The sequence below is a fragment of the Bradyrhizobium sp. NDS-1 genome (assembly GCF_032918005.1).
GTDB classification, from domain to species: domain Bacteria; phylum Pseudomonadota; class Alphaproteobacteria; order Rhizobiales; family Xanthobacteraceae; genus Bradyrhizobium; species Bradyrhizobium tunisiense.
In genome coordinates, this window is the sequence record NZ_CP136628.1 from 3,640,324 (window position 1) to 3,664,211 (window position 23,888).

The 23,888-nt window shown below is 64.3% G+C and carries 23 protein-coding genes and 2 pseudogenes; 9 read left to right on the forward strand and 16 right to left on the reverse strand.

What is annotated here, in order from left to right; all coding sequences use genetic code 11:
* The first annotated feature begins 8 nt into the window (after positions 1-8).
* Entirely contained in the window at positions 9-500 is a 492-nt protein-coding gene (gene tsaA / locus RX330_RS17140) for a tRNA (N6-threonylcarbamoyladenosine(37)-N6)-methyltransferase TrmO (protein ID WP_212089524.1), read from the forward strand.
* Between the two features lie 142 nt (positions 501-642).
* Here tsaA and RX330_RS17145 read toward each other — a convergent pair whose 3' ends face one another.
* The 4 genes from RX330_RS17145 to RX330_RS17160 all read right to left on the reverse strand — a co-directional run bounded on the left by RX330_RS17145 (position 643) and on the right by RX330_RS17160 (position 3,748).
* A complete protein-coding gene (locus RX330_RS17145; protein WP_212089528.1) occupies positions 643-1,071 on the reverse strand; it encodes an HIT family protein in 429 nt (142 codons plus the stop codon).
* 75 nt (positions 1,072-1,146) lie between these two features.
* Positions 1,147-2,388: a GNAT family N-acetyltransferase gene (locus RX330_RS17150; protein ID WP_212089530.1), complete on the reverse strand. Its 1,242-nt coding sequence runs from the start codon at positions 2,386-2,388 to the stop codon at positions 1,147-1,149.
* A gap of 140 nt (positions 2,389-2,528) precedes the next feature.
* Complete coding sequence (locus RX330_RS17155) at positions 2,529-3,275, reverse strand: glycerophosphodiester phosphodiesterase (RefSeq protein ID WP_317243741.1); 747 nt, start codon at positions 3,273-3,275, stop codon at positions 2,529-2,531.
* 5 nt (positions 3,276-3,280) lie between these two features.
* On the reverse strand, positions 3,281-3,748 hold the full coding sequence (locus tag RX330_RS17160) for a RidA family protein (RefSeq protein ID WP_018321130.1): 468 nt from the start codon (positions 3,746-3,748) through the stop codon (positions 3,281-3,283).
* Between the two features lie 234 nt (positions 3,749-3,982).
* Here RX330_RS17160 and RX330_RS17165 point away from each other — a divergent pair, with 234 nt between their 5' ends.
* Entirely contained in the window at positions 3,983-4,828 is an 846-nt protein-coding gene (locus RX330_RS17165) for a cell envelope integrity EipB family protein (protein WP_212089533.1), read from the forward strand.
* A 249-nt stretch (positions 4,829-5,077) separates the two neighbouring features.
* Positions 5,078-5,479: a RidA family protein gene (locus tag RX330_RS17170; RefSeq protein WP_212089535.1), complete on the forward strand. Its 402-nt coding sequence runs from the start codon at positions 5,078-5,080 to the stop codon at positions 5,477-5,479.
* 29 nt (positions 5,480-5,508) lie between these two features.
* On the opposite strand, the pseudogene RX330_RS17175 reads toward RX330_RS17170, so the two are convergent.
* Positions 5,509-5,892: pseudogene (locus RX330_RS17175) on the reverse strand (ACT domain-containing protein); the annotation flags it as partial.
* A 66-nt stretch (positions 5,893-5,958) separates the two neighbouring features.
* On the opposite strand from RX330_RS17175, the gene RX330_RS17180 reads away from it, so the two are divergent.
* A complete protein-coding gene (locus tag RX330_RS17180) occupies positions 5,959-6,468 on the forward strand; it encodes a DUF4269 domain-containing protein (protein ID WP_317243742.1) in 510 nt (169 codons plus the stop codon).
* 26 nt (positions 6,469-6,494) lie between these two features.
* On the opposite strand, the gene RX330_RS17185 is transcribed toward RX330_RS17180, so the two are convergent.
* Both RX330_RS17185 and RX330_RS17190 read right to left on the reverse strand, forming a co-directional pair.
* On the reverse strand, positions 6,495-7,781 hold the full coding sequence (locus RX330_RS17185) for a DNA polymerase IV (RefSeq protein WP_317243743.1): 1,287 nt from the start codon (positions 7,779-7,781) through the stop codon (positions 6,495-6,497).
* Entirely contained in the window at positions 7,778-8,089 is a 312-nt protein-coding gene (locus RX330_RS17190; RefSeq protein WP_317243744.1) for a DUF3572 domain-containing protein, read from the reverse strand. The genes RX330_RS17185 and RX330_RS17190 overlap by 4 nt, the downstream gene beginning before the upstream one ends.
* Positions 8,090-8,331: 242 nt before the next feature.
* Here RX330_RS17190 and RX330_RS17195 point away from each other — a divergent pair, with 242 nt between their 5' ends.
* Positions 8,332-8,697: a response regulator gene (locus RX330_RS17195; protein ID WP_008566616.1), complete on the forward strand. Its 366-nt coding sequence runs from the start codon at positions 8,332-8,334 to the stop codon at positions 8,695-8,697.
* Positions 8,698-8,711: 14 nt separating this feature from the next.
* Positions 8,712-10,085, forward strand: coding sequence for a PleD family two-component system response regulator (locus RX330_RS17200; RefSeq protein WP_317243745.1), 1,374 nt, complete (start codon positions 8,712-8,714; stop codon positions 10,083-10,085).
* 294 nt (positions 10,086-10,379) lie between these two features.
* Here the strand turns inward: RX330_RS17200 and RX330_RS17205 are convergent, their stop codons facing one another.
* Positions 10,380-10,991, reverse strand: a complete 612-nt coding sequence (locus tag RX330_RS17205) for a TetR/AcrR family transcriptional regulator (protein WP_317243746.1) — start codon at positions 10,989-10,991, stop codon at positions 10,380-10,382.
* Positions 10,992-11,121: 130 nt separating this feature from the next.
* Here RX330_RS17205 and RX330_RS17210 point away from each other — a divergent pair, with 130 nt between their 5' ends.
* A complete protein-coding gene (locus RX330_RS17210) occupies positions 11,122-12,360 on the forward strand; it encodes an MFS transporter (protein ID WP_317243747.1) in 1,239 nt (412 codons plus the stop codon).
* Between the two features lie 38 nt (positions 12,361-12,398).
* Here RX330_RS17210 and RX330_RS17215 read toward each other — a convergent pair whose 3' ends face one another.
* Positions 12,399-14,333, reverse strand: coding sequence for an AI-2E family transporter (locus RX330_RS17215; protein WP_212089547.1), 1,935 nt, complete (start codon positions 14,331-14,333; stop codon positions 12,399-12,401).
* A 418-nt stretch (positions 14,334-14,751) separates the two neighbouring features.
* Here RX330_RS17215 and RX330_RS17220 point away from each other — a divergent pair.
* A pseudogene (locus tag RX330_RS17220) lies at positions 14,752-15,008 on the forward strand (MFS transporter); the annotation flags it as partial.
* A gap of 24 nt (positions 15,009-15,032) precedes the next feature.
* Here the strand turns inward: RX330_RS17220 and RX330_RS17225 are convergent.
* Positions 15,033-15,917, reverse strand: a complete 885-nt coding sequence (locus RX330_RS17225; RefSeq protein WP_212089548.1) for an SDR family oxidoreductase — start codon at positions 15,915-15,917, stop codon at positions 15,033-15,035.
* A gap of 79 nt (positions 15,918-15,996) precedes the next feature.
* Between RX330_RS17225 and RX330_RS17230 the strand changes: the two genes are divergently transcribed.
* The gene (locus RX330_RS17230; protein WP_317243748.1) at positions 15,997-16,617 is read left to right on the forward strand and encodes a TetR/AcrR family transcriptional regulator; all 621 of its coding nucleotides are present in this window, start codon (positions 15,997-15,999) and stop codon (positions 16,615-16,617) included.
* A gap of 177 nt (positions 16,618-16,794) precedes the next feature.
* Here RX330_RS17230 and RX330_RS17235 read toward each other — a convergent pair whose 3' ends face one another.
* The 6 genes from RX330_RS17235 to rnr all read right to left on the reverse strand — a co-directional run bounded on the left by RX330_RS17235 (position 16,795) and on the right by rnr (position 23,858).
* Positions 16,795-18,036: an acyltransferase family protein gene (locus RX330_RS17235; protein ID WP_317243749.1), complete on the reverse strand. Its 1,242-nt coding sequence runs from the start codon at positions 18,034-18,036 to the stop codon at positions 16,795-16,797.
* A 337-nt stretch (positions 18,037-18,373) separates the two neighbouring features.
* Positions 18,374-18,541: a 50S ribosomal protein L33 gene (gene rpmG / locus RX330_RS17240; RefSeq protein ID WP_007603295.1), complete on the reverse strand. Its 168-nt coding sequence runs from the start codon at positions 18,539-18,541 to the stop codon at positions 18,374-18,376.
* 124 nt (positions 18,542-18,665) lie between these two features.
* A complete protein-coding gene (locus tag RX330_RS17245) occupies positions 18,666-19,991 on the reverse strand; it encodes an LLM class flavin-dependent oxidoreductase (protein WP_317243750.1) in 1,326 nt (441 codons plus the stop codon).
* A gap of 290 nt (positions 19,992-20,281) precedes the next feature.
* Positions 20,282-21,034, reverse strand: coding sequence for an NUDIX hydrolase (locus RX330_RS17250; protein ID WP_317243751.1), 753 nt, complete (start codon positions 21,032-21,034; stop codon positions 20,282-20,284).
* A 32-nt stretch (positions 21,035-21,066) separates the two neighbouring features.
* Positions 21,067-21,507, reverse strand: a complete 441-nt coding sequence (locus tag RX330_RS17255) for a DUF983 domain-containing protein (RefSeq protein ID WP_212089555.1) — start codon at positions 21,505-21,507, stop codon at positions 21,067-21,069.
* Entirely contained in the window at positions 21,501-23,858 is a 2,358-nt protein-coding gene (gene rnr, locus RX330_RS17260) for a ribonuclease R (RefSeq protein ID WP_317243752.1), read from the reverse strand. The genes RX330_RS17255 and rnr overlap by 7 nt, the downstream gene beginning before the upstream one ends.
* Between the last annotated feature and the right edge of the window lie 30 nt (positions 23,859-23,888).

The following is a 23,888-nucleotide window of genomic DNA, read 5'->3' on the forward strand; positions in this document are numbered from 1 at the left end:
CAGGAAATATGGTTCGCGAACAGGAGCTCCGCGAGGGCGAGGTCGCCATCGAGCTGCCACCGACGCAAGATGCCGGCCTCGTCTTCATCGGCCGTATCCGCACGCCCTGGGCGTCGCGGCTGGAGACGCCGCGGCAGGGACGCCAGGACGGCCCGGTGTGCCGCCTCGAGATCTTCGAGCCGTTCGTGCCGGCCATCAAGGGCGTCGATTTCTACGGCAATCTCGAAGTGCTCTACTGGCTCGACCAGTCGCGCCGCGACATCATTCTGCAGAGCCCGAAGAACAACGAAAAGACCCGCGGCACGTTTTCGCTGCGTTCGCCGGTGCGTCCCAATCCGATCGGGACCTCGATCGTCAAGCTGGTCGGAATCGAGGGCAATGCGATCCTGGTGCGCGGGCTCGACTGCCTCGACAACACGCCGCTGATCGACATCAAGCCGGATCGTTGCGAGTTCACGCCACTGGCCGCGCCGCAGAAGGGCGATTTCGAGACGGAGTGATCCGTCATTCCGGGGCGCGCCTCTTGGCGCGAGCCCGGAATCCATCGCGCGTCAGAGGTGGTGGTGGAATGGATTCTCAGGTGCGCGATTGCGCACCATAGCTCGCGACTTTGTCGCGCCCCGGAATGACGAGTGGATAGAGCTACCCACCCTTCAACGCCGCGATCAGCTTCGCCGCATTCTCCTCCAGCACCTTGGCGTCTTCCTTGCGGCTCGCGGGCGGCAGCATCGCCACGCCGTCATGGCGCGGCATCACGTGCATGTGCAGGTGAAACACCACCTGCCCACCGGCGGGCTCGTTGAACTGCTGCACGGTGATGCCGTCGGCGTTGAACGCCTTCATCGCGGCGGCCGCGATCTTGTGCGCGCCGCGGGCGACATGGGCGTAGTCGTCGGGCTTGATGTCGAGAATGTTGCGGGCAGGGGCCTTTGGTATCACCAGCGTGTGGCCGGGGACGCGCGGCATGATGTCGAGGAAGGCGAACACGTGCTCGTCCTCGTACACCTTGGAGCAGGGCAGCTCGCCGCGCAGAATCTTCGCGAAGATGTTGTTGGTGTCGTAGGCGGTCATGACGGCTCCCAAGAAACTTTCGAGAACTTTTGCGCTCAGCATTTTGCGCTTACTGTCACCAGCAACGACGAGGCGTCAAGGCGCCTCGTCGATGCCCTTGCGGAACGGGCCGAGCTCGGCGAGCTCCCGTCCGGCTTCCGCGACATAGGCGCGCTCGCGCTTGAGGTAATCGTCGATGGCGCGGCGCAGGCCGGGATCTGCGATGAAGTGGGCGGAATGGGTGGTGCGCGGCAGGTAGCCACGGGCGATCTTGTGCTCGCCCTGCGCGCCGGCCTCGACGTGCTTCAGGCCGCGTTTGATCGCGAAATCGATCGCCTGATAGTAGCAGACCTCGAAATGCAGGAACGGATGATGCTCGACCGCGCCCCAGTTGCGGCCGAACAACGTGTCCGAGCCGATGAAGTTGATCGCGCCCGCGATCCAGCGATCGTTGCGGCGGGCCATCACCAGCAGCACGTCCTCAGCCATGGTCTCGCCGATCAGCGAGAAGAACTCGCGCGTCAGATACGGCCGGCCCCATTTGCGCGAGCCGGTCTCCATGTAGAACATGAAGAATGCATCCCAGGCATCCTCGGTAATGTCCTTGCCCGTGAGCCAGTGGATGGAGATCCCGGCGGAGAGCGCATCGCGCCGCTCGCGCTTGATCGACTTGCGGTGGCGCGAGTTCAGCGTGGCCAGGAAGTCGTCGAAGCCGGTAAAGCCCTCGTTGTTCCAGTGGAACTGCTGGTCGGTGCGCTGCAGGAAGCCGTGCCTGGCGAGCAGCTTCCATTCGGCTTCGGGCGCGAAGGTGACGTGGACGGAGGAGGCCTTGCTGACGCCGCACAGCGCCACCAGCCCGCTCGCCAGAGCCTCCATGATGAGCTCGCGATCCACGCCGTCGCGGACCAGCAGCCGCGGCCCGGTTGCCGGGGTGAACGGAACCGAGACCTGGAGCTTCGGATAATAGCGCCCGCCGGCGCGCTCATAGGCGTCCGCCCAGCCGCGGTCGAAGACGTACTCTCCTTGCGAATGGGATTTCAGATAGCAGGGCACGACGCCGGCGACGCGGCCATCGAGCTTCGCCACGAGATGCCGGGGCCCCCAGCCGGTGCGGATGGTCGCCGAACCCGATGTCTCGACGGCGGACAGAAATGCGTGGGAGACGAAGGGGTTATAGGCGGGTTTTGAGAGACCAAGGGAATCGTCTGCAAGTGCGGATGAGGTTCCGTTGCCAGCCTCATGGCACCGCCCGGCGGGATTGGCGCAGGCGTCCCACTCCTCTGGTGACACATTGCCTATCGAAGGTACGGCCTCGAGCGTGATGTCGGATGATGCCATCGACCCCCAAGATCGTGCATTGCAGCAGCGACTTCAAGGGGGTGGAGGGTACGCCCTCGTGCCCTGGACGCGGCACAGCGCTCCTTCGGCTCTGCGCCGCAACGCTGCGCGTTGCACCTTGTCCGGGACACGGGCAGGGCCTACGGCACGAACCCCTCGAAGATCATCTGATCCGCATGCTGCCCGACCCGCGTCCGCTGCTCGGGCGTCCGCACGGTCCATCCCAGCAGGGCGCAGCCGAAGACGTTGCGGGCGATCCAGGGGGCGGGAGCCGGGAGGTCGTCGACCCGAAAGGCGACGAAGTGGGGTTGGGTCCGGAGGCCGTGGCGCAGATACAGCATGCTGTCGCGCTGCTCCTGAGTCAGGTTGGCCCAGTAATCGTCCTCATAGGTCCGCTGCGCGACGATGCCGCGCGGGCGGCCCGGCAACAGCTCGCGCAGCGCCAGCACCTGGTCGGGATCGAAGGACATGCCGACCGCCGGCCCGTCATAGGACGCCAGCACCTCCGCCATCCGTTTCACCAGCTTGCGGTCGCCGCCAAAATGGCTCTTCACCTCGATCACAAGCGGGACGCGGCCGGCGACGAGGGCGCAGAGGTCGCTGAGCGACATCATTCGCTCCGGCGTGTCCTTGAACTTGATCGCCTTCAACTCCGCCGCGGTCTTTTCGACCACCTCGCCGGACGCCTCGGTGAGGCGGCCGAGGGCATGGTCGTGATGCACCATGGCCTCGCCGTCGGCGGAGAGCTGGATATCGACCTCGATCGAGAAATTGCCTGCGATCGCAGCCTGCACCGCGCCCGGCATGTTTTCGACAATGCCGCGCGAAATGTCGTGCAGGCCGCGATGGGCGACCGGCCGGGCTGTCAGCCAATCCGGAGCGCGCATCCGCCTCAGGCGACCTCGAACACGCCGTCGACCTCGACCGCCGCATCGGCGGGCAGCGAGGCGACGCCGACGGTGGTGCGGGCATGGCGGCCCTTGTCACCGAAGGCGGCGACCATCAGGTCGGAGGCGCCGTTCAGCACCTTCGGCCCGTCCAGGAAGTCCGGCGCCGAGTTGATGAAGCCGCCGAGGCGCACTACCCGGACGACCTTGTCGAGGTCGCCAAGCGCGGCCTTGACCTGGGCGAGCAAATTGACCGCGCAGCCGCGCGCGGCCGCAGCGCCGTCCTCGATGGAGACGCCGGCACCCAGCTTGCCCTTGGCGATCAGCTTGCCGGCGGGATCGAAGCAAACCTGGCCGGATACGAACAGCAGATTGCCGGTGCGCACGAACGGCACGTAATTGGCAACGGGCGTGGGGGCCTCGTGCAGCTTGATGCCCTGTTCCGCCAGCTTCTGCTCGACCGTGCCCGCCATGTTCGACCTCGTTGTCCAGAAAAACATTCGCCCCGGCGTGTCCGCAAAGGCAGCCGGGCGCGCCCTGTTTCGCCCATCGGACCGCCACATGCAAGCAACCGAAGGGGCCGTATTTTGTTGAGGTCGGGCAGCAGGTTCAACGCACGGGCCGCAACTTTACGTGAAACGGCCTCAGTTGCGACGCAATGGAACGGTCATTAAAATGCCGAATCTGCGTTTCCCTAGGGATGAGACATGGTGCACCTTTTCCGGACATCGCTCGGTGTGATGGCGCTCGCCGCGGCCACTGTCGGCCTTGGCGGCGGGGCCCAGGCCGCCAACGGTCCGTTCCTTCCGCACCAGGCGCTCTATGATCTCAGCCTCGTGAAATCGCGCTCCAACTCGGTCAACAGCGCCCGCGGCCGCATCCTCTACAATTTCGCGGGGAACGCCTGCGAGGGCTATACTTCCGAATTCCGCCAGGTCTCCGAGCTCGACAGCGGCGAGGGCAAGGTCACGCTCAGCGACCTCCGTTCCAATTCCTGGGAGGATGCCGCCGGCAAGAGCTACCGCTTCAAGATCGAGACGCGCATGAACGAGACCGATGCCGGCCGCGTCGACGGTTCCGCCGAGCGCGACGGCGACCACATCAACGTCAAGCTGAAGCTGCCGGCGCCGAAGACTTTCACGCTCGACGGCAGCATCGTGTTCCCGACCGAGCAGATCCAGCGCATCATCGCAGCCGCCAAGGACGGCAAGTCGCTGCTCGAGCTTTCCGTCTATGACGGCTCCGACGACGGCCAGAAGGTCTACAACACGCTGACCGTGATCGGCCAGCCGATCCCAGCCGACCGCGCCACGGCGTCCGACCCCTCGACCGCGGACGAGCACATGAAATCGCTCAAACGCTGGCCCGTCACCGTCAGCTATTTCGATCGCGACGCCCAGCAGAAGGAAGGCGAGCAGACGCCGATCTATGCGATGGCGTTCGAGCTCTACGAGAACGGCGTCTCGCGTCAGCTCGTGCTCGACTACAACGATTTCGTCATCTCCGGCGCGATGGGCAAGTTCGACGTGAAGGACAGCAAGCCTTGTAATTGAGGGGCGCGTCCCGGGGCGCGCACCGCGCACTCCACTCGTTCACCGTCCCCCTGAGGTGGCCGCTTCTTCAGCGGCCCTCGAAGGGCGACGGCCCGGATCTCGCAGCGTGGCCGCTCATCCTTTCGAGGCTCGCCGAAGAAGCGAGCACCTCAGGATGACGGAGCGGCGACAGCGCCCGTGGCATCTAGCTCTCGTCACACTCTCCAGCTACGCTCCCTCCCAACCACAAACATCCGGGAGGCAAGCACCATGCCCAAGCTCGATCATCTCCGTCCCAGCGGCCTGCATCACAATCCCGCTTATTCCCACGTCGTGACGGCGACCGGCGCGCGGACCATCTACATCTCCGGCCAGGTATCCGTGGACGAGGAAGGACGCATCGTCGGCGAGGGCGATATTGCTGCGCAGACGACGCAGGTGATGCAGAATCTCGGTCACGCGTTGAAGGCGGCGGGCGCGACCTATTCCAACATCGTCAAGATCACGACCTTCGTCGTGAACTACAAGCCGGAGCTGCGCCCCATCATTGGCAAGGCCCGCTCCGCCTTCTTCGAGGGCATGGAGCCGCCGGCCTCCACGCTGGTCGGCGTCTCCGCGCTCGCGGCGCCGGAATGGCTGATCGAGATCGAGGCGGTGGCGGTCGCGGATTGAAGCCGGGCTACGCTGACGTAGGCTTGGCCATCCCTTAGGACCGCCATTGCCTCGTCGACCCTGTCCGCCGGCACAAAGAGGTGATCGTGATGGAAGGCCGAAACGGCATTCACGCTGATGCCGGCTTCGGCCAGACGTGACGTGACGGCCGCCAGAAAACCCACCGCGTCGAGTGCGGAGTGAACCGTCAGAGTTATCAGGTGCGAGGCAAAGGCGTAGCGCAGTCCCGCGCGCTTGGCGTCTTCACGCCGCATCACAAGTGTCGTGCCTTCACGCTCCCGGAACGTCAGTTGCGGGCGGATGGAATCCGGCACGGGCTGATCGTGCGCAACGGTGCAGAACACGAAGATGTCCGGGTGCAGCTCCGGTTTCATGTCCTTCAACAGGGCGTTGAGATCGAGCTCACCGGCCACGGCGCGTTGCCTTTCCGCGGATGACTTCGCAATCCAGCGACAGTAATCGGTGCTATACGGAGCGCAATGGATTATGAAGCTGCAATCGATAGCTCAGGCGTGTTGCAGACGCTGCTTGCGTTCGACCCGCGTGTCGTCGGCACGCTTCCGCTCGGGCTTGCGGTGCCGGGCAGCGACGTGGATATCGTCTGTCATGCCTTAGATCCCGTCGCCTTTTCCGAGGTGATCTGGCGACGCTATCAGGCCTGCGATGACTTCCTGCTCTATCAGTGGACATCTGCCGGACGCCCGGTGATCGCCCGTTTCGCGTGGGGCGGATGGCCGTTCGAGATATTCGGAGCTCAACGGTCGGTCGACGAGCAGCAAGGATGGCTGCATTTCGAGATCGAACGAAGACTGCTGGCGCTCGACGACGGTCGCCTGCGCGATGCCGTCATTCGGCTGAGATCGCAGGGTGCAAAGACCGAGCCGGCATTCGCCGCCGTGCTCGGGATCGGCGGGGACCCTTATCGCGGGCTGCTCGATCTCGTCCACGAGACGGACGATCAATTGCGGGTCCGGCTGCAGGGGGTGTGACGACAGCTCGCGATCGATCGAGACGATCATTCCTGCGCTTTCGGCCCGTCATAGGCAATCCCGCGGATCACAGCGGCGCTGCCGAACTTCTTGCGCAGGCTGTCCACCGCGCGCTCGGCATGGGCGGCGCGGCGGTCGAGCATGTCGGTGTCGTCGCTGGCCGTGCCGTCGCGCAGCGCGCTGACGCCGGCGCCCATCAGGCGGAAGGCGGTGCCGTCGATCTCTTTCGCCAGCATCTCGCGGCAGATCGCAAAGATCTTGGCGGCGAGCTGGGTTGGGGCTGCGATCGACTGCGAGCGGGTGCGCTGGCGGAAATCGGCGGTTTTCAGCTTGAGCGTGACGGTCGTGCCGGCGAGCTCGCTGCCCTTGAGTCGGGACGATGTCTTTTCGCACAGCCGCCACAAGATCTTCTCCAGCGTCGCGAAATCGCGGATGTCGCTCTCGAAGGTGGTTTCGCTGGAAATCGTCTTGGCGCCGCGATCTGGTTCGATGCGACGGTCATCAATGCCGCGCGCGAGCCGCCACAGCCTGCGGCCGTCGCTCGGAAACTGGCGCATCATCTCGATTTCGTCGGCCTTCTGCAGGTCGGCGATGACGCGGAAGCCGCGCTGCACGAGGCGCTCCTGCGTGGCCGGGCCGACGCCGAAGATGAAGCCGACCGGCTTGTCCGCCAGCATCGCGCGCGCTTCCTCCTGGTCGAGCGTGGCAAATCCGCGCGGCTTGTCGAGGTCGGAGGCGATCTTGGCCAGAAACTTGTTGCAGGACAGGCCGACCGAGACGGAGATGCCGATGTCGCGCTCGACGTCGCGGGCAAAGCGCGCCAGCACCTTTGCCGGGATCATGCCGTGGACCCGCTCGGTGCCGGAGAGATCGAGGAAGGCCTCGTCGATCGAGAGCGGCTCGACCAGCGGCGTTAGCGCCTGCATGGCCTGGCGCACCTGCCGGCCGACGCGGACGTACTTCGCCATGTCGGGGGGGATCACCGTCGCATGCGGGCAGGCTTCGAGTGCCTTGAACATCGGCATGGCGGAGCGCACACCATAGGTGCGGGCGATGTAGCAGGCAGCCGACACCACGCCGCGCTTGCCGCCGCCGATGATGACGGGCTTGTCGGCGATATCCGGGTTATCCCGCTTCTCGACCGTCGCATAGAAGGCGTCGCAGTCGATATGGGCGATGTTCAGCGTAGACAGCGCCCGGTGGCGGACAAGGCGGGGGGAACCACAGGCCGAGCAGCGCCGCACGCCCATATCCAGGTCGGCCAGACAATCCCGGCAGAAGCAGCGGGGCCCGGCCGGATCGGGGACGGTCACGGCACGTCGCGCTCCCAGGAGGGGTCGCCGAGCGCGTCGCCGAGGACCTGCCGCGCAGCGGCAACGTTGGTCGGGTGCAGGTCCACGGAGCTGGCAAAGGCCTTCACAGTGGCGTCATCGCGCAGCACGAAATCGAGCAGGCTGAGCAGGAAATTGGGGTCGGAGGCGGCATTGCGCAGGGTCTCCGGACCGACCCCTGTCTCGGCCAGGAACAGGCCCAGCCGCTCGGGCTCGCTTGCGACAAAGGACAGGGCCTGAATCGCAACGATTTCAGCGACTTCGCGAGGGTTGTGAACAGGCTTTTTCACGAGGCCGGTTTGCCTTTCCGTTAACTTTCAGTGTCTACTTTGGAATCATCATGCCCGAGTCTCGTCCGTGAGTCTTCCGGCCCCAGGCAAGCAACTGGAAACCACATCGTAGAAAGTCGACCCTCGGGTTTAACGAAACTCGAGCGAATCTGAGGCTAGTTTGAATCCAGTTTTCGAAGCGCCGGCGAGCGGCGCCTGAGGCGTCACATGTATCGGTCCTTTGGACCAATCAGGAGGGCGGGATGGCTAAGACCGTCCTGATCGTGGAAGACAACGAGCTCAACATGAAGCTCTTCCGCGACCTGTTGGAGGCGCACGGCTACCAGACCTCCGGCACCAGCAACGGTTACGAGGCGCTCGACCTCGTGCGCAAGATGCGGCCCGACCTCGTGCTGATGGATATCCAATTGCCGCAGGTCTCCGGCCTCGAGGTGACGCGCTGGATCAAGGACGATCCGGAGCTGCGCGCCATTCCCGTCGTCGCGGTCACGGCGTTCGCGATGAAGGGCGACGAAGAGCGCATCCGCGAGGGCGGCTGCGAAGCCTATTTGTCAAAGCCGATATCGGTCGGCAAATTCATCGAGACGGTCCGGCGTTTTATCGGATAGGAAGTGAGTTCACAGTGTCCGCGCGTATCCTGGTTGTCGATGACGTTCCTGCCAACGTCAAACTCCTCGAAGCCCGCCTGTCCGCCGAATATTTCGACGTGATGACCGCCGCGAACGGCACCGAGGCGCTCGCGATCAGCCGGCGCGCCGAATGCGACATCATCCTGCTCGACGTGATGATGCCCGACATGGACGGCTTCGAAGTCTGCCGTCGCCTCAAGACCGATCCGGCCACGCATCACATTCCCGTCGTCATGGTGACGGCGCTCGACAGTCCCTCCGACCGCAACCGCGGGCTCGAGGCCGGCGCCGATGATTTCCTCACAAAACCCGTCTCCGACGTCGTGCTGATCGCGCGCGTGCGCTCGCTGACGCGGCTGAAGATGATGACGGACGAGCTGCGCATGCGCGCCATAACCTCGCTCGAGATCGGCATGCAGGCGCCCGAGCGCAGCGCCATCTCCGACACCGGCAAGGGCGGCCGCGTCCTGCTGGTCGACGACCGTCAGTCCTCCTACGAGCGGCTGGCGACGATCCTCGCCGCCGAGCACACCATCGACGTCGAGCCGAACCCGGCGGAGGCGCTGTTCCACGCTGCCGAGGGCAATTACGATCTCCTGATTGTCTCGCTCGACCTCAACAATTTCGACGGCCTCAGACTCTGCAGCCAGGCACGCTCGCTGGAGCGCACGCGCCACGTGCCGATCCTGGCGATCGCCGACCCCGAGAACTCGACGCGGCTGCTCCGTGGCCTCGAGATCGGCGTCAACGACTATTTGCTGCGTCCCATCGACAAGATCGAGCTCCTGGCGCGCGCCCGCACCCAGATCCGCCGCCGCCGCTACACCGATCATCTCCGCGACAACGTGCAGAACTCGATCGAGATGGCGATCACGGACGCGCTCACCGGGCTGCACAATCGCCGCTACATGGAGAGCCATCTGGCGACACTCGCAGAGCAGGCTGCAGCCCGCGGCAAGCCGCTGGCGCTGATGATCCTGGACATCGACTTCTTCAAGTCGATTAACGACAATTACGGCCACGACGCCGGCGACGACGTGCTGCGCGAATTCGCCGTGCGGGTGCGCAAGTCGATCCGGGGCATTGATCTCGCCTGCCGCTATGGCGGCGAGGAGTTCGTCATCGTGATGCCCGAGACCGATCTCCATGTCGCCGGCATGGTCGCTGAGCGCCTGCGCCGCTCGATCGCGGGCGAGCCGTTCGCGATCCACAAGGGTGCCAAGCGCATCGAGGTCACGATCTCGATCGGCCTGACCACGCTGGAGCAGAAGGGCGAGGCGGTCGCCGACGTGCTCAAGCGCGCCGACACCGCGCTGTATCGCGCCAAGCACGACGGGCGTAATCGCGTGGTGTCGCAGGCGGCGTGACGGCCGGCTTAGCAAAATTTGCGAAAACAACCCCATGCACAGTAGAAGCTGTTAGTGGGATCAATGGGTTAGGCGGTGGACGAAACGGCTCGCGCCGGGGCGCGGATTTTGACGCGTCGGGCAAAACAGGAGCATGTTGGTGGGATCGCAACGGTCCACCAAGCTCCGCTGTCATTCCCCGCGAAAGCGGGGAATCCAGTACGCCGCGGCTTCTCGGTTCAATCACAATCGGCTGTGGAATACTGGATCACCCGCTTTCGCGGGTGATGACACCGGCCGATGCGGCGACGGTGGTCAGTGTGGTGGACGTTTGTTTTGCGTCGTCACAGCCTTCACTGCCTCGCCCCCCACATCCACGCCAGCATTCCGCAGCAGCACTTTCGCCGCTTCCTTCGCGGCCCGCGCCATCGCGGGATCGTCGCGGACGAGGTCCTGGGCGATGGAGCCGTCGACCAGCAGCACGAGCTGCGTGGCGAGCGCGTCCGCGTCCTGCACACCGAGCTCGTTAAGCCGGTCGCGAAACCAGAGACGGCGGCTTTCCTTGAAGGCCACCGCGATCTTCTTCACGGCGCGGTCGGCAGGGCCGAGCTCGGCGACCGCATTCACGAACGGACAGCCGCGAAAATCCTTGGCCGCGAAGCGCCGCTCCAGCGAATCGAACGTGCCGAGAATCTGCTCGGCCGGGGGCTTGTCCGAGGGGCGCTGAGCGACGAAGCGGCGCTCGAGATAGGCCGCGATCAGCGCGTCCTTGGACGGGAAGTGGTTGTAAAGCGTGCGCTTGGAAATGCCGATCTCGGCCGCGATGGTGTCGACGCCGACGGCACGAATGCCTTGCAGATAGAACAGCTTGTCGGCGGTCTGAAGGATCCGCTCTTTCATCGTCTGTGGGGCGGGCGGGGGAGCCATGCAGCGGAATGCGTCCTGTTCGCTTGACAGCACCTGCTATCCATAGCCTATGTAAACAGGTCTGTGTAACCAAAATCAACGGCAAAAGCGGACGACGGCAATTGCGCCGTGCCCAAAAGGGAGAAGAAAAATGCCCCTGCTGCAGGTCCTGCGTCCGACATTGCCCATCCTGATCGGCGCCTCGATCATGCTGACGCTGAGCATGGGGCTGCGGCAGAGCCTCGGCATCTTCATGCAGCCGTTGACTCATGACATCCATATTTCGATCTCGGACTTCACGCTGGCGCTGGCCGTGCAGAACCTCGCCTGGGGCTTTCTCCAGCCGCTCGCCGGCGCAATGACGGTGCGCTACGGCTTCCGTCGCATCATGATCGTGGGTTCGCTGATGTACATCGTGGGCCTCGCGCTGATGGCGACCGCGAACGGGATGATCAGCATCATGATCGGCGCCGGCGTGCTGATCGGGACGTCGCTGGCCTGCACCGCAGCCGCAATCGCGATGTCGGTGGCGGCGCGCGCGGTGCCCGCAACGGTGCGCTCCACCGTGCTCGGCATCGTCTCCGGCGCGGGCTCGCTCGGGGCGTTGTTGTCGGCGCCGATCGGACAGATGCTCAACGAGGGGTTCGGCTGGCGCATCGGCCTTGCCGGTTTCGTCGTCATGTCGGTGCTGATGATTCCGGCTGCCTGGTATGCGGGGCGCGTTGACCAGATCCCGCTGCCGAAGCCGGCCGCCGACGAGATCGACGATGCCTCGGCTGCAGCCGCGGCGAGAACCGCGTTCGGCAATGCCTCCTTCGTGGTGATGACCTGCGCCTATCTCGTCTGCGGCATGCAGCTCGTCTTCCTCACCACGCATCTGCCGTCCTATCTGGCGATCTGCGGCCTCGATCCGATGCTGAGCGCGCAGACGCTCGGCATGATCGGCGGCTTCAACGTGCTGGGCTCGCTGTTCTTCGGCTGGGCCGGCGAGCGCTGGAACAAGCTGGCGCTGCTGGGCGGCATCTACATCCTGCGCTCGGTCGCGCTGGCCTGGTATTTCATGCTGCCGGCAACGCCGTTCTCGACGCTGCTGTTCGGCGCCATCATGGGCTTTCTCTGGATGGGGGTCGGGCCGCTGGTCGCGGGCGCGGTCGCCGAGATGTTCGGCCTGCGCTGGCAGGCGATGATCCAGGGCCTCGCCTTCATGAGCCACCAGATCGGCAGCTTCCTCGGCGCGTATGGGGGAGGGCTACTCTACGACGCGCTTGGCTCCTACACCATGGCCTGGCGCATCGGCGTCGCGCTGGGCCTGGCGGGAGGCGTCGTGCAGGTGGCGTTCGCGCTTGTCAGGCCGTCACAGCCGCCGGCGCCGGTGTTGAAGGCGGCGTAGTACGGAGGGGCTGAGCGGCCCGTGTTGCGATGGAGATGTCATGCCGCAGCAATTGTGGCTCCATCCTGCCCGGGGGCTTCACGCTGCTGTTCCGTTACCCCCGTCGCGTCGATGCACAGCCTGACGGCCTCGCCGATGCTCGTTGCAACGAGATCGGCCTTGGCGCCTTCCCGCAGCGATTCCAGGGCAGCCGGGTCAACGTCTTTGACCCAGCAGCCCAGGATGATGGTTGCCTTCGGCAGTTTCCGTCTCAGACGCCGCACGGAATACCGCATGTGTGCCGCAGCGTGGGCATCCAGATAGACCAGGCAGACGATCGCAACGCCCGTCGTATCCAGACGAAAGACATTGGTCGTGGAAAGCGACGCCGCGCCTTCGACCCGCGCGGCGAGCCCGTGCTCGGTCGAAAGCTGGGCCAGCATGATCGCGGCCGCCTCATCGATCAGCGTGCGTCCGGCCACGCAGAGGACGGGGTGTTCGCCCTGCCAGTCCGGCGGGAGAGTCTCTTTGCGGAGGTAAGGCAGGTGTTCGTTGGCCGCATTCTCCGCAATGCCTTCAACCGCGGATGAGGCTTCGACATCTTTGGTTGAACTGCTCTTCGCGGGGGGCCGGTCGTCCTGTTCGGCAAGATCCGCTGCAAATTCGCTGACGGCGTCTCGAATCTTCGTGAGACGTTCCTGGTCGAGCGCATTGCGCTCCGCGTCGGCTTGCGCCATCTGCAAACCCTTCAGCGCAACCTCGTCATAATACGAAGCCAGCGAGCGCTCTTTCAAAAACTCCTCCGCCTTTTCGGCCGCTTCGGTCGGATCTCCCGCCAGCATCCGCTGATAGAAGATTTCCGGAGGAGAAAGCGCTGGCCGGTCTCCAAACATGACGTCGAGGAATTCCAATCGCTCCACATGCCGCCCGAGCACCACGAGGCAAATCGTGAGGGGAGTCGCAAGGACAAGGCCGATCGGTCCCCAAAGCGCTGTCCAGAACGTTGCCGATGCGACGACGGCAACGGGTGAAAGCCCCGTGCTGCGCCCGTAAACCATCGGCTCGACGACATGGCCTACGATCGGTTCAACCACAAGAAAGAGCGCGAGAGTCCAAAGCAGCATCGACCAGCCGGGATCGATGGCAACTGCGAGTGTCAGCGGAAATGCGGCGGCAATGACGGCGCCGACATAGGGAACGAAACGAAGCGCAGCCGCGAGGATGCCCCAGAGGATCGCGCTGGGAATTCCGATGACCCAGAGGCCGGTGCCGATCACCACGCCGAATGCACCGTTCAGGAGGAGCTGGGTCAGAAACAGCTTGCTGAGGCGGCTCGCTGCATCGTCCAATGCGGCGGTGGTGCGCTGCAGATCCGAGGAGCCCGCTAGCCGAATGAAGCGGTTACGAAGATCCTCGCGTTGAATGAGGATGAAGATGACGAAAATGATGATGATGCCGGTGGTCGCGAGCGGATGAATGAGCGGAGAGATCAGGGTTCGCAGACTCTCCAGCGCGCCGGGATCGGGCTGGCGCACTTCGACTGGTACCGGTGGCGCCGAGGCATTTGAGCCAGCGACCATGCCGGTCCGGGGTGGGGACGGGGCATCCTTTGGTCTATCAAGCTCCTTGCTGAGATCCTTCAGCATGTCGGAAGCACGCTCCAGCGTGCTCCTGCCGGCCTTGGTGTCCCGGAAGGCCTGGATCTTGTCGCTGATCGTGGATTGATATCTGGGCAGGTCCCCAGCGAGTTGCGTCAGTTGGGTGGCGAGAAGGCTTCCTATCGCGAAGATCAGCATGAACGCGACGACAACCACGCTCACGACTGCCAATCCCCGCGGGGCATGGATTCGTTGCAATATTCCGACCAGCGGCGCCAGTACAAAGCTGAGGAGTATGGCCAGCGCAACGGGCACGAAGATATCTCGACCGAAATAGAGCATCGAGATGATGATGACGGTCAGAACCGCGGTTGCTACTGCACCCAGCAGCGCCATGAGTTCTTCAGGGGTGCGAGGTTTGAAGGGCTGTCGCGTTACAGGCCTCATGCTGTCCCTGTCCCGTCGTCCGCTGAGCGTTTACTGAATTCAGCTGCGGGAGTGCAGGACGACACTGCATCGGACAGCCGCTCAGGGCACTGGTCCACGCGGTCTTCATGAGCGGCGGCTGTGCTGCGGCCTCGCCATCGCATGCCAACCGTTCCATCCTGAAAAGGTTCCTGTGAGCGAAAAATGGCACGATGCGCATCTCTGCCGATGGAGGAGCGCTTGGACCAAGGCCGATGTGGAGCCATCTGGCCTCATCACGCCTAAGACCCCGCGACGTTCGCCTTTGAGCAGGACAGAGACCGGACCCCGGGCCAGGCCGGGCGACGCAACGCGGGCTGCCTTCGCGTCGCCATCCTGGGCGTAGGCCCCCTTGGTCGCGGCCGCCATCGCCGAGATGTTCGGTCTGCGCTGGCAGGAGATGATCCAGGGCCTCGCCTTCATGAGCTACCAGATCGGCAGCTTCCTCGGCGCATATGGAGGAGGGCTGCTATACGATGCGCTGGGTTCGTACACGATGGCCTGGCGCATTGGCGTCGCGCTCGGCCTTGTCGGGGGCACCGTCCAGTTGCGTTCGCGCTGGTCCAGCCATCGCAGCCACCGGCGCGGGTGCTGAAGGCGGCCTAGGCGGGGCGCCATCCGAACTCTGGTCTATTTCCGGAACATCGAAATGTTTTCGCTCAACCAATCCACGAGAGACCGCGGCGCGTGGCCCGTCAATTCCCTGACTGTCGTAGTTGTTTCAGCGAGCGCCGACTGGTAAAAGAGGCGGTCCAATCCGAGCAGCAAGTCGGCAACAAATTCATTCAGCCCTGTGCTGAGCAGTTTCTCGCGCTGCTCGGCCGGGCTTCGCTGCCGATATTTAACGGTCCGGCCGAGTAGCTTCGATATCTCTTCGGCGACCTCAGACATGCTTACCGCCCGTGGTCCGGTCAGGTGATAGACGCGCTGAGCGGTCGGGTGCGCGTCGTCCAGAAGAGCAATGCGCGCGGCATCGGCGACATCGCGCGTATCGATCAGGTTGACCACTCCATCGCCCGCTGCCCCGCCCCATGAGTCATCGGCAACCTGAGCGCCGGCTCGCGCAAGGATGTCGACAAAGGTAGAAGGCCGCAAAACCGTGTAGCCGACGCCAACGGTCGCCAGATGCGCCTCGATTTGCATGTGCCAGTCCATCGGATGCAACAGTGAGGGCGGACCCATCGCCGACAATTTCACGATTCGACTCACGCCTGCGGCGGCGGCCGCGTCGATCAGTGCGATCTCATTGGCGACCTGACGAGGTGACGTGCCGTGGGCGAGAAATAGCTGATCGGCGCCGCGCAGGGCGCTGTCGAGCGTAGACGGTACGTCGAAGTCCACAGCCGCGATCGAAACGCCGGAGGGCAAGCGTTCGGCGTCCGGGTTTCGTGTTAGCGCCACAAGGTCCAGGGATTCGGAGGCCAAGCCTGCAATCAGGGCGGAGCCAACGCGGCCTGTGGCTCCGGCCACGGCGATCCGGACGCGGCTGGCGTTGGGCTGGGAGGGCTTGGCCATCTGGGTATCCTTATGTATCTTGGAACGATCAGTCCAAGTATCTTGGAATGATCGTTCCATGATGTCAAGCGAGAGCCCGATGAGCGGAAAGCCCCAATTCGATGACGGTGCCGTGATCAAAGCCGCGATGGAGGTCTTCTGGCGTCACGGCTACGCCGCATCATCGATCGACGAATTGACGACGGCGATGGGTCTGTCACGTTCCAGCCTGTACAAGCGATTTCGGGACAAGGATGGACTGTTCCAGGAGGTGCTTTCGATTTATGCCGGGCGCGTCTTGGAACGGATGAGCGGCGTTCGAGCCGATACAAAGCGCCAACAGCTCGAAGCGCTGTTGCTCGAATTCCTGCCGAGGGCGGGGAAAGCGTCGCGCCCTGCCGGTTGCATGCTGGCTCGATCCTGCGCCGAGATGGACGATTTGCCCCCCGCGGGTCGGTCAGTCGCGCTGGATGGACTGGCAAAACAGCGCGCAATCCTTCGCGAGATTTTGCGCGAGGCGGTCACACTCGGAGAGTTAACCCCAGCCGCCGATATCGATGGCCTGACATGGCACTACCTCGGTGTGTTGCAAGCCATCATGAATTTGCCGCAGGCCGGGGCGACGGCTGGCGAAGTTCGCCGAGTGGTCGAACTCGCGATGCTGGCATGGCCATCCGAAACGACGACCAAGGCGACAATTCGCAAACGCCGAAGCGATTAAAGGCCGGGTTCATCCAGGTCACGTTCGCGCCAATCCGGCCATCGCAGCTACGGGCGCCGGTGTTGCGGACGGCGTAGGCGGACGCGAAGGGCGGAACGTCAGCTTTGCAACAGGAGAAAGCGCTGCGGTCTCAGGTGCATCACATCGTTTCCCGGGCGAATAGCGGATGCAAAGGCGTCAGCTAGCAGCCGCGACCTTCACGTTGACGGGAACAGGCAGCTGGAGACGCAGACCCCGGGCCAAAGCCGGGCGGCGCAACGCCGGCTGCCTTGGCGGAAGCTTGCCAAAGCGCGAGAGGACCTGCATCAGCGCAGACCTGACGACCGGCTCGATCCTCGCGCAAATGAACCAGCAGACCAAGACAAGCAGGCCGAGCGCGATCCAAAGGGCCGAGGTGGCATCGAGGCCGGCATCGACCAGGGCACGAATGATCGCAGCGCCGATGACGTTGTGGGTGAGATAGAGCGGGTAGGTGATCAGCCCGAGCGTCCTCAAATAGGCGGGTGATTCAGCAGCAGGGATGCCGGCCGAACGCCTGCTGCGGATTGCGGCCAAGGCAATGAGCAGCACTGCGGCCGCCCAGACCATGATTGGCACAAGCGCCGATTGATCCGCGATGGCGGGCACCGACGTCAAAAGGAACGAGGCAAAGAAGTAGATTTCCGCCGCGCCCGAAAGGCATGTGACGGCGACCGCGATCTGCTCGAGCGCGGTCAGTTGCCGGTTCGCTGAAATGAACAGCCAGATGCCGAGCGCGAAGAAGCAGCCGTGCGTTAGGAGGAACGCCGCGCAGGGCACCCGGAACATCAACATGATGAGATAGGGCAGGTCGGACGGCGTCGTGCAGGACAGCACCACGAGCGCGATAGCGTTGAAGATCGCGCTGTAGATGGTGAGGCCCAAGGCCAGGTGCCGCAGCGTGATCCTCTTCGTGAGCATCGCGCAGAACACAAGGCCATAGAACGCGATCTCGGCCGCCAGCGTCCAATAGACCTCGTCGAGCCAGTCGCCGGTGACGCCCTTTGGGACCATCAGCATGGCATGAATGTAGGGCAGGATGAATTCGGAGGCCGGCCCGCTCCCGAATATCAGCAGGACCAGGAGAGTGGCGGTGGCGCAGATCCAGACCGCCGGATAAAGCCTGAGCGCGCGGCCGAGCAGAAACGCGCCAGGCGAGGATTGGCAGGCCGAATTCGCAATGACGAAACCGGAGATGACAAAGAAGATCTCGACGCCGACCCAGCCGAACCAGGTGTAGGACGCGGCGGAGGGGTAAAGTACGTCGGCGGCGACGTGACGTTCGAAACCCGGCACGCCGATCGACACCCAGGCCCAGGACCAGAACATCTGGTGGAAAATGGCGACGCCGAGCGCGGCGGCGAAGCGGAGCGGATCCAGCAGGGGCAAATGGCTTTTCACGGCAATAGACCGGATTCATGCGACGATGACGCAGGAGATAGTGAATCCGGTCAGGGTGCTCTGCGAGGTGGGTCACACATGCTCCAGCGCGCCGACCGTGCAGATCTCAGTGTGGGGGTAGGTGTCCTCAGCTCTCGTGTCCCGGACGCAGCGCAGCGTCACGTCCAACAAAGCGCTGCAGAGCCGGGGCCCATGTCTCCCTTGTGCCGTGTTGGCCTCCGGGTCCCGGCTCTGCGCAGCAGCGTTGCACGCTGCAGCGCGTCCGGGACACGAGATGGCACAAAATAAAACGGGGCCCGAAAGGGCCCCGCAAAACTCCTCGACGCTTAAGCCGATCTTACTTGATCTTGGCTTCGCGGAATTCGACGTGCTTGCGCGCAACCGGGTCGTACTTCTTCTTGACCAGCTTGTCGGTCATGGTGCGCGAATTCTTCTTGGCGACGTAGTAGAAGCCGGTGTCGGCCGAGGACACGAGCTTGACCTTGATGGTGACCGCTTTGGCCATGTTCAGAACCTCAGGAATGAAGGGAATCTGGAGCCGGCCAAACGGCCCGCGTTGGCCGGCAACCTAGCCAGAAACCGCCTGATGTCAAGGTTTTACACCCCGAAAACCACTCAAATCGGGCCTATTACGCCTCGAAGAACCGGTTTTTCGGCCGTGGCAGGCCCAGATTCTCTCGCAAAGTGGTCCCTTCATACTCCTTGCGGAAAATCCCGCGCCGCTGCAGCTCCGGGACCACCTTGTCGACGAAATCGTCGAGGCCGGCGGGCAGGAACGGGAACATGATGTTGAAGCCGTCGGAGCCGTGCCCGACCAGCCATTCCTCCATCTGGTCGGCAATGGTCTTGGCGGTGCCGACGAAGGACAGCCCGCCGTAGCCGCCGACGCGCTGGGCGAGCTGGCGCACGGTGAGCTTGTCGCGGGCGGCGAGATCGACCATGCGCTGGCGGCCGCTCTTGCTGGCATTGGTCTCGGGAATGTCGGGGAGGGGACCATCCGGATCGAAGCCGGAAGCATCCGTGCCGAGGATGACGGAGAGCGAGGCGATGGCGCTGTCGTAATGCACGCGGCTGTCGAGCAGCGCGCGCTTCTCCCTGGCTTCATCGACGCTGTCGCCGACCACGACGAAGGCGCCTGGGAGAATCTTGAGATGCTCGGGATCGCGGCCGATCTTCTCCATGCGGCCCTTGATGTCGGCATAGAGCTTCTGCCCGTCGGCGAGGCTGCCGCCGCCGGTGAAGACGGCTTCGGCGGTCTCGGCCGCGAGCTGCTTGCCGTCTTCGGAGGCGCCGGCCTGCACGATCACAGGCCAGCCCTGCACGGGTCGGGCGATGTTGAGGGGGCCGCGCACTTTCAGATATTTGCCGTTGTGGTCGAGCGTGTGCATCTTGGCTGGATCGACGAACAGCCCGCTCTCGACGTCGCGCACGAAGGCATCGTCGGCGAAGGAATCCCAAAGACCGGTGACGACGTCGTAGAACTCGCGGGCGCGCTTGTAACGCTCGGCGTGCTCCATGTGGTCGTCGAGGCCGAAATTCAGCGCCGCGTCCGGGTTCGAGGTGGTGACGATATTCCAGCCGGCGCGGCCGCCGCTGAGATGGTCGAGCGAGGCGAAGCGGCGCGCGACGTGATACGGCTCGTCGAAGGTGGTCGAGCCCGTCGCGATCAGGCCGATGCGCTCGGTGACGGTCGAGAGCGCCGACAGCAGCGTGAATGGCTCGAACGACGTGACGGTGTGGCTGCGCTTCAGCGCGTTGATCGGCATGTTCAGCACGGCGAGGTGATCGGCCATGAAGAAGGCGTCGAACTTGCCGGCCTCTAACTTCTGGATCAGCGTCTTGATGTGCGAGAAGTTGAAATTGGCGTCGGGCCAGGCCCCGGGATAGCGCCAGGCGCCGGTGTGGATGCTGATCGGGCGCATGAATGCGCCAAGCTTGAGTTGCCGTTGTGCCATCGCCCGGGGTCCGTTCTTGGTGACGCTCGGGAAGACATAGGCATGGCGGGGAACTCCGCCATCGGGAGAGGCGGGAAGATTATTTTGTTTTTTGATGTGCGCTCAGCATGTTCTCGTCATTCCGGGGCGCCGCGGAGCGGCGAGCTATGGTGCGCAATTGCGCACCTGAGAATCCATCGGGCCGCGGAGACGGTGGATGAATGGATTCCGGGTTCGCGCGACGCGCGCCCCGGAATGACGAGAGGAGAGAGCTGCGTCCCGCAATGACGAACGAGGGCTTGGCGCCGGACCTAGCCCAAAATGTCCTTCTGCATCTTGCCGCCATAGAAATGGAAGAACGGCACCGGCGCGTCGTGGCGGAGCGGGCCGGTGGCCAGGCGGGTGTCGAGCTCGTTGAGGACGTTACGCGTCATCGGATGCAGATCGGCGAGCGGCTTCGAGCCGAGCTCGACCCAGACCAGCTCGACCAGCTCGGCATCGGCATGGATCACGCCGTCGACGCGGTGGGTGATCGCGGAGGCATCCGCGGTGAAGAAGCGCGTGTCGAAACGCTTGACGCGGCCGGGCGGAGTGATGGCGCGGGCGATCAGGAACAGGCTGGAGGGATCGGGCAGCAGGCCTGCGTCGGCGAACGGCTTCCAGGGGCCGTCGAGCTTCGGCGTCTTGCCCTCGGACCTGCGGCCGAGGCAGAGTCCCGTCTCTTCGCAGGCTTCGCGGATCGCGGCGATGGCCAGCGACTTCGCGCGCGAGGCCGGCGTCTTCGGGCTGCCCTTGGCGAGATTGGTCTCGAGCTCGGCCGTGATCGGCGCCGCACAGGGCACGCGATAGTCGGCCTTGTCGACGCGCCCGCCCGGGAAGACGAACTTTCCGGGCATGAACACCACCTTGTCGTGGCGCTTGCCGACCAGCACTTTCGGAATCGCGCCGCTGCGATCGACCAGGATCAGGGTCGCCGCATCCCTCGGGCGGAAATACGGATGGTGGTCCGCTTCCTTTTCCTCGTGAACCCGGGCTTTCTCCGCAACTTGCGTCGTATCCGTCATGTCCTCACCCAGACCGTTCTTGCTTATTTGGCTTAGACAGGCGGAATACCATCCGGAGGGTTCTCGTCAAACCCGTGCATGCGCAGAGCCCATTGCAAGCCGACCACAGCTCCCTTGACGGGTTGCAGCAGCGCCAGTGAAGCGACGAAGGTGAAGGGCAGATAGGCGGCGAAGCTGATCCAGACCGGCGTGGTATAATTGGTTTCGATCCACAAGACGGCCGGCACCACGATGTGGCCGACGATGACGATCACGAGATAGGCCGGCAGATCGTCGGCGCGATGCGGCGTGAAATCGAGGCCGCATTTGGCGCAATTGTCCGCGGTCTTCAGGAAGGCGCGGAACAGCTTTCCCTCGCCGCAGCGCGGGCAGCGGCCGCGAAAGCCGCGCTTCATTGCCGTCCAGAGATCTCGCTTCTCGACCAGACCCGTCTCGCGCGTCCAGATTTTTGGGGCCGTGCTCGTCGTCACCATGCTTTGCCCTTTTTACCCCCGCCTTTTGCCTTGTTCTTTCCTTTGCCCTTCTTCGGCTTGCCGGACTTCTGTTTTGCCGGCTTGCGTTTTTTATCCGGGCTGCGTCCGGGATGCGCCTTGAACGAGGGGCGGCGTTGCGGGCCGGATGGCCTGCGGCCTCGCGGCGCGCTTTCACTGGCCGACGACAGCAGCTCGAAGCGCAGCGCGCCCGCGATGGGAGCAGCTTCTATCAGGCGGACGTCGACCACGTCGCCGAGCTGATACATGGTGCCGCTGCGCGTGCCGACGAGGGCGTGCCGGCCCTCGTCATAGTTGAAATATTCCGTGCCGAGGGATCGGATCGGGATCAGGCCGTCGGCGCCGGTCTCGGCAAGCTTGACGAACAGGCCGGCGCGCGTGACGCCGGAGACGCGGCCCTGGAAGCTTGAACCGATGCGATCGGCGAGATGGTGGGCGATCAGGCGGTCGACGGTCTCGCGCTCCGCCTTCATCGCGCGGCGTTCCGTCACCGAGATGTGGGCGGCGACCTCGCCGAGGCTTTCAGGCGACTCGCTGTCGGGCAGGGCGCCTTCGCCGAGGCCGAGCGCGCGAACCAGCGCGCGGTGCACGACGAGGTCGGCATAGCGTCGGATCGGCGAGGTGAAGTGCGCGTAGCGGCGCAGGTTCAGGCCGAAATGACCGTAATTCTCGGAGGAATATTCGGCCTGCGCCTGGGCCCGCAGCACCACCTCGCTCACCAACGGGTAATAATCATGGCCTTCGAGCTGGGCCAGCACGCGGTTGAACAGGGTGGGGCGCAGCGCGCCTGATTTGGTGAAGGGGATGTCCAGCGTTTCAAGAAATTCACTGAGCGCGTGGACCTTCTCCAATGTCGGCTCGTCGTGCACGCGGTAGATCAGCGGGAGCGACTTCTTCTCCAGCATCTCGGCCGCGGCGACGTTGGCGAGGATCATGAACTCCTCGATCAGCTTGTGCGCGTCGAGCCTTTCAGGCACGACGACGCGGTCGACCGTGCCGTCGCTCTTCAGGAGGATCTTGCGCTCGGGCAGATCGAGATTGAGCGGATCGCGCTCGTCGCGTGCGCGCTTGGCGCAGGCATAGGCGGCATAGAGCGGCCGCAGGATCGGATCGAGTAGGGGGCCGGTGGCGTCGTCCGGCCGGCCGTCGATCGCGGCCTGCGCCTGCGCGTAGCTCAGCTTTGCGGCGGAGCGCATCAGGATGCGATGAAAACTGTGCGAACGCTTGCGGCCGTCGGGGCCGAGCACCATCCGCACCGCGAGCGCGCCGCGCGGCTCGCCCGGCACCAGCGAGCACAGATTGTTGGAGATGCGCTCGGGCAGCATCGGCACGACGCGGTCGGGGAAGTAGACCGAGTTGCCGCGGTCGAGCGCGTCGCGGTCGAGCGCGGTCCCCGGCCGGACGTAGAAGCTGACATCGGCGATGGCGACGTTGACGATGAAGCCGCCTTTGTTGTTCGGATCAGGATCGGGCTCGGCGTGCACCGCGTCGTCATGATCTTTCGCGTCCGGCGGATCGATGGTGACGAGCGGCACGTCGCGCCAGTCCTCGCGCCCCTTCAGGTTCGCGGGCTCTGCGGCTTCCGCCTCGCGCTCGGCGGCAGGTGAGAATTGCAGGGGGATGTCATGGGCGTAGATTGCGATCAGGCTGATCGCCTTCTCCGACTTGACCGAGCCGAGCTTCTCCTTGACCCGGCCGGACGCAAGCCCAAAGCTGCGCGTGCGGACGATGTCGACGCTGACGAGGTCGCCGTCCTGCGCGCCGTGCGTATCGGCCGCCGCGATGTTCAGTTCGCGGTCGGCGGCCTTCTTGTCGACGGGCACGAGCCGGCCGCCGCCTTCGGGAAGGCTGCGGAACACGCCGAGGATACGGCTCTTGGCCTTGTCGAAGACCTTGATGACGTGGCCGAGATAGGCCGGGCCTTCGGCCTCGTTGCTCGGCTCGACGCGCAGCAGCACGCGGTCGCGAACACCGGCGACGGTGCCCGGCTTTGGCCGGCGCGGCATCTGGATGCGGATCTTCGGCGGCTCGCCGCTTTCGACCTCGTCCCATTCCGCGGGGGAGGCGATCAATTCGCCGTCGGAGTCGCGTCCGGTAATGTCGGCGACAAGGGTCGGCGGCAGCGCGTCCGGCTCGGACACCTTGTGACGTTTTTTCTTGATGGTCCCGTCGTCGGCGAGCTCGCGGAGCATGCGCTTGAGCTCGACGCGATCGGCGTTCTTCAGGCCGAACTCGCGCGCAATTTCGCGAGTCCCGACCTTTCCTGGATTTGCCTTGATGAAGGCGACGATGGCTTGCCTGTCGGGAAAGCCACGGTCATTTTTGCGTTTCACTTAGCCTCTAATTCTTGATCTCAAGTCTTG